The organism is Nonomuraea sp. NPDC052265, from assembly GCF_044547985.1.
Classification (GTDB): domain Bacteria; phylum Actinomycetota; class Actinomycetes; order Streptosporangiales; family Streptosporangiaceae; genus Nonomuraea.
The window spans coordinates 25,028-37,453 of the sequence record NZ_JBIUBJ010000041.1 but is presented as its reverse complement, the minus strand read 5'-3'; the positions used below and the strand labels follow the sequence as shown (position 1 = coordinate 37,453).

Below are 12,426 nucleotides of genomic sequence, written 5' to 3'. Positions count from 1 at the left end.
ATCAGGCGTCGGCGGTCTTCGGGGGTTTTGGCCAGGTGCCACAGGGATGCGCCGATGGCGCTCCAGGTGGTGTCGATGCCCGCGATCAGCAGCAGGGCGATCGTGCCCGCCACATGCCCGGCCTCCAGCTTGTGACCGTACAGCTCGGCCTCGACGAGGTACGTCGTGAGGTCGTCGCGCGGGTGCTGCACGTGGTCGCGGATCTGGTCCAGCAGGTAGTCGAAGAGCCGTCCCATGTTGGCGGTCCGCTGCTCGGGCGGCAGGTTGACGCCTTCGAGGGCGTTCTCGATGAACTCGCGGAAGCGCGGGCCGTCCTCGGGCGGGAAGCCGAGCATGTCGGCGATCACCCGCATCGGGATGTGCTGGGCGTAGTCGCGGGCGGCGTCCACGACGTCCTGGCCCTCCAGGCCGTCGATCAGCTCATGGCACAGCGCGCGCGTGGACTCCTCGCGCCTGGCGACCGCCGTCTTGGTGAAGGCCGGGAGCAGCAGCTTGCGCGCGTCGTGGTGGAAAGGCGGGTCGGACGAGATCGGCGGCGTGCCGCCCACGGGGGCGCTCTCGCGCGGCGGGCGGAAGTTGCTCATGATGATCGAACGTGAGGAGAACCGCTCGGTGTCGTAGGCGACGGCGGCGACGTCCTCGTAGCGGGTGGGCAGCCAGCCGCCGCCGAACCGGTCGGTGTGCGCGATCGGGCAGCGCCGCCGCAGGTCGTCCTGGATCGGGTACGGGTCGGCGGCCCACTCCGGCTCCAGGTGGGAGAAGTCGGTGGCCCAGTCCGAGACCGGGCCGGTGACGATCTCGCTGCGGGTGCCGATCTCCTCGTCGTCGCCGGGCTCGCCGAAGCCCTTGACGAAGCGCTCGTCCACGCTCATGTCACGCCTCCCCGAGGAGGTCGATCGCCCGTTCCGGGCAGTTGGAGACGGCCAGCCGCGCCGTGCGCTCCCGGTCGGGCGTCACCGCGCCGTCGCCGGGGACCGTTCCGTAACCTTCGTCGTCCTCGCCGAACAGGTCGGGGGCGAGGTCGTAGCAGCGGCCATGTCCCTGGCAGCGCCCGGGGTCGATCTGTACTCTCACGGCGTTCCTTCGTGCGGTGGGGCGGGGGAGAGGGCGGCGACGACGCGGATGAGCAGCCTGGCCCACTCCTCCTCGTCCACCTGGTGCGGGTCCGGGGCGATGAGCGCGCTGCCCATCGCGAGCAGGAGGCAGAAATGGGCGACGGCCTCCGGCGACAGGGCGTGGTCGAGCTCGCCGCCGTCCTGGCCGGCGCGGACCAGGCCGGCCAGCCAGTCGGCGCGCTCGCCGACGTAGTCGCGCACGGGCAGGGCCACGTCCTCGTCGCGGCGGGCGGCGACCAGCGCCTCGACGATGAGGTCGCCGCCGGCGTCCCGGGGGCGGGGGAGCCGGCGGCCGGCGGCGACGAGCAGGTCGGCGACCGGACGATCGGGGTCGTCGGCGAACAGGCCGGCCAGCAGCCGCCGCCCGTGCGCGCCCAGCGCGGCCACGAGCAGGCCGGCCTTGGAGCCGAAGTGGGCGTACAGGGCGCCGTTGCTCACCCCCGCCGCGGCGGCGATGTCGGCGACGCGGGTGCCGTCGTAGCCGCGCCTGGCGAAGACGTCCGCGGCGGCGCGCAGCAGGCGTTCCCGCGTCTCGGCGGCGGTGACGCCGGCGATACGTCCCATGGACGAATTAAAAGATCGTTCATTTCATACGTCAAGAGCGGGCTCTTCATCCCGTGATGGGCGCCTTCACCACCAGCACCTCCTCTCCCGCCGCGCCGCTCAGCCGGACCGACAGCTCCCACACCCCCGCCATCGGGAACAGCTCGCCCTCGGCCACGTAACGGCCCGGCTGCCGAGGGTCGGCGACGATCTCCGGGGTCGAGTGGCCCATGCCGGGCATCACCGTCGACAGCGCCACCGTGTGCGGGTCGCCGGAGGTCACCCGGACCTCGGCCGTGACGCGGCCCGTCGTCGGCCTCGGGACCAGGACCGTGACGGCGTACCGCTGGCCGGTGCTGGTGAGGCTGAGCGGGCCGGGCGCCGAGCCGCGCACGTACAGGAACAGCGCCAGGGCCGCCGCGAGCAGGGCGGCGACGGCCAGGGTCCGCCTCATCCGAGAGCCTCCGCGACCTCGACGGTGAAGGGCACGGTCACGATCCGGTCGCCGGCCGCGTACTGCGCCCAGGCCAGGTAGCGGCCCGGCGCGGGGAAGCTGAAGGTGAAGCGCAGCCGAGGCGCGGGGACGCCCATCTCGTGCACGTGGCCGAGGAACGTGCCGTCCCGGCTGCGGACGATCAGGTGCCCGGACATGCCCAGCCACTGCCGCGGCGTCACCCCGATGCCCACCTCGATCGCCGCCGGACGGCCCGCGACCGGCACGGACGGCCGCACCACCGGCGTGCCCCCCGTCGCGGGCGGCACGGGCGGCGGGGCGGCCACCGCGTGCCCGGCGACCCCGAACTCGCCGCTGAGCAGCTGGCCGCCGGAGTCCTCGCGTTCCAGCTCCGCGTAGGCCAGGAACCGGCCCGGCCGGTCGGCGCGCAGCCGGACCTCCAGCCGTCCCGGCGCGGTGCGCAGCGGGTGCAGGTGCCGGAAGTACGCGCCGTCCTCGCTGGTGACCACCAGGTGGGCGAGCGCCTCGTGGTGCAGGACGAGATCGTCCACCGGGTGCCCGGTCGAGCCGTCGGTGAGGTCGAGGCGCAGCGTGAACTCCTCGCCGGCGGCCGGACGGGCCGGCAGGGTCGTCACCCGTCCCTGGGCGAAGGGCCGTCCGCCCGCCTGTGCCCCCACCGCCTGTGCTCCCACCGTCTGCGGGCCCGCCGTCGGGGCGGCGCCGTCGGGCGGCGGGGGCGGCAGCGCGGGCTCGAACACGACGACCATCGCGGCCACCGTCACCGCGGCCGCCGCGCCCCCGGCCAGCAGCATCGCCGGGGTCCTGCGCGACAGCGCCCCGGTCAGCAGGCCGCCCACCAGCAGCAGCCCGGCCACGAGCAGGCCGCCGTAGATCAGGAACTCGCCGGCGGAGCCGCGGTCCACCAGGACGCGGAACGGCAGCACGGCGACCTCGCCGCCCGCCGTGAGCCTGAGCTCGTGCGGCCCGGTGCGCTCGACCGCGAGCTTGACGTACCGCGGGGTGGCGGACGGCTGCGCGGTGGCCGTCGCCTTGTGGCCGTCCTCGACCGAGCGCACCTCCAGGCCGATCGGCGGCCCGGTCGCCGGCTCGTAGGCGATCACGCCGATCAGCAGCGGCCCCGGCACCCGCGACGTGCCCTTGATCACGACCGTGAGCTCGGCGCCGGCGATCGTCTGCGCGAAGCGCAGGTCCGCGCCGGCCGTGACGTTGTGAGCCGCGGCCGGGGCGGCGCCCGCGAGCAGGAGTACGGCGACGAGACACAGGACCCGGAGCGGCCGGATCATGCCCGTCCGGCGTCGGCCGCGTCCGCGGGCAGCGCGTTCGGCAGGAACAGCGCGCCGAGCGCCAGGCCGATCAGCCCGGCCACCACGGGCGCGCCGGTCCACAGCTCGGGCACCGCGGGCAGGCCGCCCCCGGCCGCCGAGGCGATCCCGATGTAGAGCGCCCAGGTGACGAACGCCGACAGCCCGGCGAAGGCCCAGTAGGCGCCCCGCCGCGCGCCGGACGGGCGCAGCAGGCGGATCAGCACGTCGCTCGCCAGGCCCGCGGCGACGAACGTGAGCAGGGTCGGCACGTTCTCGAACGCCGTCTGCGCGCCGGGCATCAGGACGGCGATCGTGTACATGACGGTCACCGCGCCGAAGGGCAGGTTCCACCGCCGGACCAGCAGCAGCACCGGGGTGAGCAGGATGACGTTGCTGATGACCATCGAGGTGGCCAGACGGTCGGCGCCCGCCCCCTCCACGCTGGAGAACGCCTCGACGACGCGTGCGGACCGGTACTGCAGGGCGTCGCCGTACGACAGGAACAGCGACACCAGCGTGGCCGCGAACGCGAGCCCGGCCAGCGCGGGGAACAGCCGCCCCAGAGAGGGCCGGACGCCGACGTCGGGGGCGTTCCAGGCCGAGCGCAGGGGCGTGGTGATGATGAGCAGCATGGTCACGATCAGCCCCAGATGCGAGGGGCTGAACAGGATGTCGACACTCGTCTCGATGCCCAGCACGGTGTGCCAGGTCATGTCGGCCAGCCCGAAGAGGGCGAACGCCGGGATGGCGACCAGCCCGGCCAGATAACCCTGGGGAACGGCGGCCAGCCCCTGGCGGCCGAGCCGCACGTTGCGGAACACCTGCCAGATGATCCAGCCGGACACCGCCGCGAACCCCGAGTAGAAGGCCGCGTGCCACGGCGTGAAGAACGTCTCCAGGTCGCTGCGGTTGGTGTGCGCCCACGCGTCGATCATCAGTCCGATGCCGAACCAGACCCCCAGCAGCGCCGTGACGAGATCCGCCCGGAGCGGGACCCAGCCACGCGGCTCCCCAGAGTCCGCAAGTAATCGCCGTACGCCCGTGTTGGTCTCTGCCACTTCGCGTCTCCCTACTTCCATGATCGAATACTTGCAGAAGCCGCGAAGCGGCGGGAAGCCCAAGATCACCGTCGCCGAGCGGCCCGGGCCCCCGCCCGTGGCCGCCAGTCTCGCCGACGGCCGCCGAATGTGCGCGACGGCCGGGGCCTCACGCCGGAGCCGGGCGCCGCCCGGCCACCACCAGGTGCAGCCCGTGGGGGAGCGGCTCGGTGCGGGCGACGTGCAGCCCCGCGGCCCCCAGCAGGTTCCCGACCTCGGCCATCGTGCGTTCCTGGCCGCCGCTGAACAGCGTGAGCATCTTCATGTCCAGCGCCACCGCCGACGTCGGCGAGCGGCGCGGGTCGTCGTCGAGGACGGCGTCCACGATCCACAGCTCGGCGCGGTCGTCCATCAGGGCGGCGAGCCGTGCCAGCAGCTTGGCGGCCTGCTCGTCGGGATAGTTGTGCAGGATGTTGCCCAGCAGGTACACGCCCGCCCGGGGCAGCGGGTCGGCGAACATGTCGCCCTCGGCCACGGTGATGCCCGCCCGCCCGTCCAGGTGACGCCGGGCCTGGGCGGCCACCTCGGGCAGCTCGAACAGCACGCCGCGCAGCCGCGGGTGGGCCGCCAGGATCGTGGCCAGGACGATGCCGGTGCCGCCGCCGATGTCGGCGACCGCGTCCACGCCGGCCAGGTCCTGCCCGGCCAGCGCGCGGGCCACGGTGACGCTGCGGGTGGCCATGAACTCGTTGAACAGGGCGCCGGCCGCGGGCCGGGTGCTCAGCCAGGCGTAGGGGGAGTCCACGTGGTGGAGCTCCAGCGCGGCGGGCTCGCCTGCGGTGATCGTCCGGTGCAGCAGGTCGGCCGAGTCGCGCCACAGCTCCTCGCCCCACATCAGCGCCGCGGGGGCCAGGGAGTCGTCCCGGCCGCTGGTGAGCAGGTCGCCCTCGCCGGTGAGCAGGTAGCGGCCGCGGGCGTCCCGCTCGACCAGCCGCAGGTGTTCCAGCGCCCGCAGCAGGCGGCCCAGCAGCGTCTCGTCGGGGCGGCCGGTCCCGCCCGCGGAGATCTCGTCGGCCAGCTCGTGCACGGCGCACGGCCCGGCGGCCAGCAGGTCGAAGACCGACAGCCGCAGGGCGGCCCGGACGGCGGCGTACAGGATGAAGTCGTCGATCAGGCGCAGCACCCGCGCCCGCTCCGGCGTCTCGCTCATGGGTTCCCCTTCCCCGGCTCCCAGGCCGGCCGGACGATCATGCTCTCCACCCGCGGCGGCGCGGGCCGGTAACCCGGGATGACGCCGATCCTGATCCTCTCCGGCGGCGGGCCGGAACCGGTCGCCGCCGGGCCGCCGGACGTGGCCCCGCCGCAGCCCGCGGCCGGGGCGACCAGCAGGAACAGCGGCAGCGGACGTAATCGCCTCACGGTTCTCCCTTCGAGGTCCGCCGCCGGCCCTCGCTCCCGCCGGCGGCCTGAACACGGGTCGGAACCAACGCCCTTGAGTGCACCATCGGGACGCCCGCCTTGCAACGCCCGGTCAGAACGGGAACGCCGCCGTGTCAGAAGCGCCTGCCGCCTGTTGACCCGGGTCCCACGCCCAGGAGCTCCGGGTGTACGGCGCCACCCTCACCCCCTTCGGCGGCAACGCCTCCTACGACGACCCCGACGGCCACCGGGAGGCGGCCAGGCAGCAGGTCAACGAGTGGATCCGGACGAGCGGCACGTTCGACGCCGTGATCGACCTCGACCGCGCGGCCCGCGACCCGGCCGCTCCCCGCAACCTGCTGCCCGCCTACGACGTTGGCGACCACCTGCACCTGAACCCGGCGGGGTACAAGGCGCTGGCCGAGGCCGTGCCGCCGGGCTGCTGCGCCGCTTGTAGGATCCGCGCTCGCGTGAGCATTCGCGCTGCGGAAACGCCGGAATCCGGGTTTGGTGCGCACCGGATTTCCAGGTCTGGATGAGCAGTGGCTCAGATCGGGGCGCAGTCGCTGAACACGTAGCGTCACGGTCCTCCAGGAGCCTCACCGGCCGGCCATGATCGCTATCTGGGGTTGACGTCATCTGGGGTTGAGCGCAAGCCGAGTGCAGAAGATCAGGCGTGGGAATGATCTGCCGGCTCGTGTCGCTGCTCAGCCGCGTGGCACCGGCTGACGGCACCACGTGTCGTTCAGAAGGGGGCCCGGCCGAACTGTGTGCGCTCGGGCAGCATGACCGGGTCCTCGGGTGCCCACCTCAGCACGGTCCTGGCGACCAGCGCCGCCATGCCGACGCTGAGCACCGCGCCGGCCCCGAGCGCCGTGATGAACCACGGCGACGCCTCCGTGAGGCCCATGGCCACCAGCACCGCCACCGCCAGCCACGCGATCGCGTTCGAGATGGCCGCCACCGTCAGCGACTTGCCGGCGGCACGCGCGGCGGACCTCAGCGCGGATGACGTCGCCGCGATGAGCGGCAGTGGCAGGATCAGCGCCATGAGGGGCGGCACGAAGAAGCCGCCCGTGATGGCGTCGCCGAGCGGCCCGAGGGGTTGGCCGGCGCCCAGCATGAGGCCGGCGTACATGATCAGGACAAGCATGATCGGCAGGGCGATGGCCAGGCCGGTCACGACCACTCGCTCTCCGGCCGTCCGGGCCGCCGCCCCGAGCGGGGCACGCTTGCCGGCGGCGCGTACGGCGGGGTTGAGCTGCGCCAGCGACAGCAGTGCCATCGCGCCCGCCGAGGCGAACATGGTCGTGGCCGTCCCGCGCAGCTCGCCGGCGAGCGATCCGGAACGCACCGCCTCGGCCCACACGCCCTGCAGGCTGGCCATGTCGCGCACGCCCGGGTTCCACAACAACCACAGGCCATAGACCCCCGCGACCAGGACCGCCGCGAGCGGCAGGCGCAGCGGCCGGGCGCCGGGGATGCGCCGGTGGTGCAGCCACGCGTCGCCGGCCCCGCCGGCCAGGTCGGCCACCGTGCGTAGCCGCACCGGCCGCGAGGCGACCAGGTCGGCGACCTCCTCGCCGTATCGCTCCCGCCACGCCTTCGGGTAGAGGCTCAGCACGGCCCCCGCCCCCGCTCGCAACACGCGTGCCGCCATGCTCCGCCTCATGCCGTCCCCCACGCCACTCGCCTGACTCCCGCCTGCTCGACCCGGCGCAGGGTGGCGAGCTGCTCGCGCAGCGCGTCACGCCCTCCGTCGGTGATCCGGTACGGCTTGCGCCGCTCGGCCGGCTCCACCGCCTCGATCCAGCCGCGCTCCTCCAGCCGCATCAACGCGCCGTAAAGGGTGCCCGGCTCCAGCGACGTGCCCGAGAACTCCTCGATGTCGCTGATCATCCGATAGCCGTGTTTCTGGCCCTCGGCGAGGCTGATGAGCACGAGCAGCGCCACGTCCGTGAAGCGGCCGAGCTCCTGTGTCCTGCGTGCCATGTATTCAGTAAAGCTTAGTAAGTATCACTGAGCAAGTCCTGGCGCGTCCGCAGCGAGCGCCGTCACGAGGCGGCGCTGTTCTTCCTGGTCAGTGGCGTCGGTCTGGTGCTCAGCTCCGCGCCGCCATGGATCTCCCGGTACGCATTCCGCCTGGAGACCCCGGACGTGAGCCTGGTGGCCCAGGAGATCGCCGACTTCGTGAGCGCGCCGATCACCGGCACGCTGATCGCCATGGTCGGCGTCAGCCGCAGTCCGGTGATGACCCTGGCGTAGAGGTCCATCGCCATGGTCAGCCCGCACTGCACCCATTGGCAGGTCAGCGGCTCCATCGTGAACACGTCGAGCCGGTTGGTGTCCAGCGCCACGTACTCACCCGGCCGGGGCGCGCGCAGCTTGCCGTGGACCCCCTGCGGACGATCGGCGATCGACCGCTTGGCCTTGGTGCTGCCCTCGAACGCGTTGGTGCCAGTCATCCTCGATATCGGAAGGCCCGCCGGGATCGCCGCCGTCGAGGACTCCTGCGGCGGCGACTCAACCAAGATCCGCGTGATCGCGTGCGAGAGTGGTCCAGCCGCTCATTGATGCCTCCACAGCACCGAATCGCCCGGCAGAGGGCGGGATAAAGTCGGTGACCAATCGCCTGTATCGCACCATACGGCGGCCGAAACGCTGCTGCGCCGAGAACACCAATCCGGAGCGTCCAGTCGTTACGCTCCGGATTGATTGCGCACCGAGACGCGGATTTGCGCATTCACTGCGCATCAAGAGCCGACATTGCGCATTGAATCGCGGATTCCTGCAGCCGCTGACGGTCAGCGGTAGGCGGCGGCCTGAAGGGTGTAGAGGTCGGCGTAGAGGCCGTTGAGCGCCATCAACGCCTGATGGTCGCCCTGCTCGGTGACCTTGCCATGGTCGAGGACGTAGATGCGGTCGGCGTAGCGCACGCTGGCCAGGCGGTGGGTGATGAGCAGGACCGTGCGGCCCTCGGAGTGGTCGCGGATGCGCTCGAACAGGGCGTGCTCGGCGCGGGCGTCGAGGGCCGCCGTGGGCTCGTCGCAGATGAGCAGGTCGGCGTCGCGATGGAAGCCGCGGGCCACGGCCACGCGCTGCCACTGGCCGCCGGACAGCTCCTGGCCGTCCTTGAACCGGCGGTCGAGCAGCGTGCGGTAGCCGTGGGGCAGGCCCGCGACCACCTCGTCGGCTCCGGCGACCGAGGCCGCCGCGACAAGGGCGGCCTCGCCCTTGTCGGTGCCCATGGTGATGTTGTAGCGGGCGGTGAGCGGCCAGCGGGTGTGGTCCTGGGCGATGACGGCCGTGCGCAGGCGCAGCTCGTCGGGGGGCACGTCGGTCAGGTCGACGTCGTCCCACGAGACGCTGCCGGAGTCGGGCTCGTACAGGCCGGACAGGATCTTGGCCAGGGTGGTCTTGCCGGAGCCGTTCTCGCCCACGAACGCGATGATCTCGCCGCGCTTGATCTCGACCGTCACCCCGCGCAGCGCCGGCTGCTCCGCCCCCGGGTAGGTGAACGTCACGTCGTCGGCCACGATGCGCTCGAACCTCTCGGGCACGGCCGCGGAGCGGGGGCCGGGCACGCGGCGTTCGGCGTCGGCGCAGAACTGGAGGAAGTCGGTGAAGTAGAGGCCGTCCTCGTAGAGGCGGTTGGTGGCGTACAGGAGGTTGGCCAGCGAGGACTGGCCGGTCCTGATGGCCAGCACCGCGGTGCCCGCGACCGCGAGCGGGATCGCGGCCACGGCCAGCAACACGCCGAGCGCGACGTAGACCAGGGCGGTGCCGAGGCCGCCCAGGGCCTCGCCGATCAGGCCGGCCAGGGTCTGGCGTCTGGCCAGGGCGAGCAGCACGTCCTGCTCGGCCTTGGCGACCGCGTCGTACATGCGCAGCAGGAAGCCGCGCATGGTGAACGAGCGGACCTCGGCGGCGGGCTCGCGGTCGGCCAGCAGCTCGGCGATGATCCACTTGCGGCGGCGGGCGGGGATGAGGGAGTACATGGTCGAGTAGCGCATGCGGGCGCCGCGCACGGTGGCCCACGCGTCGGGCAGCACGGCCAGCAGCAGCAGCGGCAGCAGCACCGGGTGGAGCACACCCAGCACGCCCGCCGCCGCGGCGATGCCGACGGCCGCGGTGACGACGTTGATGGCCGAGCTGACCACCGAGCTCGCCACGCTGACGCCGCGCTGGTTGGCGCGTTCCAGGCTGTCGTGGAACTCCGGGTCGTCGTAGGAGACCAGCTCCACCCGGCTGGTCAGGCCGTAGAGGCGTTCCTCGGTGTGCCGGGAGATCTGCGGGGTGAGGCGTGACTGCGCCCAGCCCGCGCCGGCCTGCACCGCCGTGCGCAGCACGGCGGCCACGCCGACCAGGACGAGGCTGGGCAGGGCGGCCAGCACGCGGTCGGGGGTCGGGCCCTCGCTGAACAGGGCGCTCAGCACGCCGGTCGTGGCCAGCAGGCCGAAGGCGGTGAAGAGGCCGCCGAGGAGGTTGAGCGCGATGGTGGCCACGGTGTCGCGGGGGCCGGCCCGCCAGGACATGCTCATCGCCTGGGCGACGAGCGAGGGCAGGCGTCTGGCGATGGTCAGGAAACCGACCTCGGCCATCTTGTCGTTGTGGGCGTACCAGTCGGAGACGGTGATCTCACCGAGTTCCAGAGGCTCATCGGGCATGCGCTGAGTGTGCGGGCGGCCACCGACGGTTTCCGTGCCCGCGGGCGGCGGGGTGACAGGACGGTGGCCCGGACGCCAGCCGCCTGTCCACGGCCCGTCAGGCAAAGACGCGCGGGCGGCGGCGTGTCCCGGTCGCCTCCCCGGGCGCGGCACGATTTCATGTCCCCCGATCACTCCAGGTAATCGGAACATCACGGGGGACGGAATGCGAAGAATCACGGGGTTCGCGGTCGCGTGCGCGGTCGCGATCAGCGTCACCCAGCCCGCCTGGGCGGCCCCGCGGGAGGAGGTCCGGATCACCCGGTATCTGGGGGAGCAGCGGTTGCCGTACCTGACGCGGTTCGACGGCAGCACCGTCGGCGGGCTGTCGGGCATCGACCTCGACCCGCGTACCGGCACCTGGTACCTGATCTCCGACGACCGCCGGCGCTACGGCCCCGCCCGCTACTACACCGCCCGCCTGGACATCGACCGGGACTCCGGCGCGTTCACCGGGATCAACCTGACCGGCGTGACCACGCTGACCAGGCAGGACGGCACCCCCTACCCCGGCTACGGCGAGCCCGGCTCGGCCGACCCCGAGTCCATCAGGTACGACCGCTGGTCCGGCCGCCTGCTGTGGGGCGACGAGGGCGACCGCCCGGACGCCGGCCACCCCGACCTGCCGCTGTCCGCCGCGGGCCTGCGCACCGCCGACCTCCAGGGCCGGCACCTGGGCGACCTGCGCCTGCCGGGCAACCTGCGCCTGACCGCCACCGAGAACGGCCCGAGGCGCAACGCCGGTTTCGAGGGCCTGGCCGTCACCGCCCGCCGGATCACGGCGATGACCGAGGGCCCCCGGTACGAGGACGGCGCGCCGCCCACGGCCCGGAACGGCGCGCCCGCCCGGCTCACCGTGTGGGACCGGCGGGGCGTCCCGCGCGGCCAGTACGTCTACCCCCTCGACCCGCTCCCGGCCGCGCCGGTGCCGCCCACCGGCGACTCCGACAGCGGCGTCTCGGAGATCCTGCCCATCGACGACCACCGCTACCTGGCCCTGGAACGCTCCTGGATCGAGGGCGTCGACTACAAGGTCAAGCTGTACGAGATCGACCTGACGGGCGCGACGAACGTGCTGAACCAGGACGACCTGAGCTCGGCCTACCGGTCGGTCACCAAGCGGCTGGTCTACGACCTGAGCGACTTCCGGCCGCCGGTGCAGAACCTGGAGGCCATGTCGTGGGGGCCGCGCCTGGCCGACGGCGCATGCACGCTGGTGATCGGCTCGGACGACAACTTCAGCAGGAACGAGGTCAGCCAGTTCACGGCTTTCGCGGCCACGGGCTGTCCCTGACACCCCACCGCCGGACCGGCACCACCGGTCCGGCCCCGCGCCCTCGGCGATCTCCGGCTACGCCTTCGAGCAGGCCACCCAGGTCCGTAAACCGCCGGCGTACCTGCGCACCCTGCCCTGGGCGGCTCGGCGGCGGGCTACGGTAGGGGCGACGACGGCCACGACGGGAAGGAGGCGACGTGCGCACCAGAGTGCCCGCCGCGCTGCTTCTCGTGCTGTCGTGGCTGCTTCCCGCGATCGGTCACGGCGAGATCGCCCCCCAGGTCACGGCGATCCGGGCGGCGATCGACCGGCCCGCCGTCGTCCAGCTCAGCTCCACGCCGCCGCCGCCTCCGCTCGCGCAGGTCAGGCACGGCGGGCACGACCAGGCGGGGCCGGGCGGGCAGGCGTTGCCGGCCGCCGGCCCGGCCCGACTGCTCCGCGTCTGGTCGGCCGTCGTACGGCGGCCCGCCGCCCGCGCCGCCGCCGACCGTCCCAGGGGCGCGGCGGCGGCCCGCGCGCCTCCCTCCACGGTGCTCTGAAGATCCCTCTTC

Annotated in this window: 14 protein-coding genes and 1 pseudogene; 3 read left to right on the top strand and 12 right to left on the bottom strand. The window is 73.1% G+C overall.

Annotated elements, in window-relative coordinates:
- The 8 genes from ACIHAD_RS47455 to ACIHAD_RS47420 form a co-directional block, all read right to left on the bottom strand.
- On the bottom strand, nucleotides 1-872 hold an 872-nt coding region (locus ACIHAD_RS47455), incomplete at its 3' end, for a cytochrome P450 (protein ID WP_397361469.1).
- Between the two features lies 1 nt (nucleotide 873).
- Entirely contained in the window at nucleotides 874-1,074 is a 201-nt protein-coding gene (locus ACIHAD_RS47450; RefSeq protein WP_397361468.1) for a ferredoxin, read from the bottom strand.
- A complete protein-coding gene (locus ACIHAD_RS47445) occupies nucleotides 1,071-1,679 on the bottom strand; it encodes a TetR family transcriptional regulator (protein WP_397361467.1) in 609 nt (202 codons plus the stop codon). The genes ACIHAD_RS47450 and ACIHAD_RS47445 overlap by 4 nt, the downstream gene beginning before the upstream one ends.
- A 46-nt stretch (nucleotides 1,680-1,725) precedes the next feature.
- Entirely contained in the window at nucleotides 1,726-2,112 is a 387-nt protein-coding gene (locus ACIHAD_RS47440) for a FixH family protein (RefSeq protein WP_397361466.1), read from the bottom strand.
- Entirely contained in the window at nucleotides 2,109-3,416 is a 1,308-nt protein-coding gene (locus tag ACIHAD_RS47435; RefSeq protein ID WP_397361465.1) for a hypothetical protein, read from the bottom strand. Before ACIHAD_RS47435 ends, ACIHAD_RS47440 begins: the two co-directional genes overlap by 4 nt.
- Nucleotides 3,413-4,495 (bottom strand): hypothetical protein, encoded by a 1,083-nt coding sequence (locus tag ACIHAD_RS47430; protein WP_397361464.1) that lies wholly within the window; start codon nucleotides 4,493-4,495, stop codon nucleotides 3,413-3,415. Before ACIHAD_RS47430 ends, ACIHAD_RS47435 begins: the two co-directional genes overlap by 4 nt.
- A 148-nt stretch (nucleotides 4,496-4,643) precedes the next feature.
- Nucleotides 4,644-5,684, bottom strand: coding sequence for a methyltransferase (locus ACIHAD_RS47425; RefSeq protein ID WP_397361463.1), 1,041 nt, complete (start codon nucleotides 5,682-5,684; stop codon nucleotides 4,644-4,646).
- A complete protein-coding gene (locus tag ACIHAD_RS47420; protein ID WP_397361462.1) occupies nucleotides 5,681-5,893 on the bottom strand; it encodes a hypothetical protein in 213 nt (70 codons plus the stop codon). Before ACIHAD_RS47420 ends, ACIHAD_RS47425 begins: the two co-directional genes overlap by 4 nt.
- A gap of 182 nt (nucleotides 5,894-6,075) precedes the next feature.
- Between ACIHAD_RS47420 and ACIHAD_RS47415 the strand changes: the two are divergent.
- Nucleotides 6,076-6,432, top strand: a pseudogene (locus ACIHAD_RS47415) (GDSL-type esterase/lipase family protein); the annotation flags it as partial.
- Nucleotides 6,433-6,638: 206 nt separating this feature from the next.
- On the opposite strand, the gene ACIHAD_RS47410 reads toward ACIHAD_RS47415, so the two are convergent.
- From ACIHAD_RS47410 to ACIHAD_RS47395, 4 genes are all read right to left on the bottom strand, one after another.
- Complete coding sequence (locus tag ACIHAD_RS47410; RefSeq protein ID WP_397361461.1) at nucleotides 6,639-7,553, bottom strand: hypothetical protein; 915 nt, start codon at nucleotides 7,551-7,553, stop codon at nucleotides 6,639-6,641.
- Nucleotides 7,554-7,561: 8 nt separating this feature from the next.
- Complete coding sequence (locus ACIHAD_RS47405; RefSeq protein ID WP_189136638.1) at nucleotides 7,562-7,885, bottom strand: PadR family transcriptional regulator; 324 nt, start codon at nucleotides 7,883-7,885, stop codon at nucleotides 7,562-7,564.
- Nucleotides 7,886-7,947: 62 nt separating this feature from the next.
- Nucleotides 7,948-8,358, bottom strand: a complete 411-nt coding sequence (locus ACIHAD_RS47400; RefSeq protein WP_397361460.1) for a hypothetical protein — start codon at nucleotides 8,356-8,358, stop codon at nucleotides 7,948-7,950.
- Nucleotides 8,359-8,697: 339 nt separating this feature from the next.
- Nucleotides 8,698-10,560 (bottom strand): ABC transporter ATP-binding protein, encoded by a 1,863-nt coding sequence (locus ACIHAD_RS47395; RefSeq protein WP_397361459.1) that lies wholly within the window; start codon nucleotides 10,558-10,560, stop codon nucleotides 8,698-8,700.
- A 205-nt stretch (nucleotides 10,561-10,765) separates the two neighbouring features.
- Between ACIHAD_RS47395 and ACIHAD_RS47390 the strand changes: the two genes are divergently transcribed.
- The gene (locus ACIHAD_RS47390; RefSeq protein WP_397361458.1) at nucleotides 10,766-11,893 is read left to right on the top strand and encodes an esterase-like activity of phytase family protein; all 1,128 of its coding nucleotides are present in this window, start codon (nucleotides 10,766-10,768) and stop codon (nucleotides 11,891-11,893) included.
- A 179-nt stretch (nucleotides 11,894-12,072) separates the two neighbouring features.
- A complete protein-coding gene (locus ACIHAD_RS47385; RefSeq protein ID WP_397361457.1) occupies nucleotides 12,073-12,414 on the top strand; it encodes a hypothetical protein in 342 nt (113 codons plus the stop codon).
- Nucleotides 12,415-12,426: the final 12 nt, after the last annotated feature.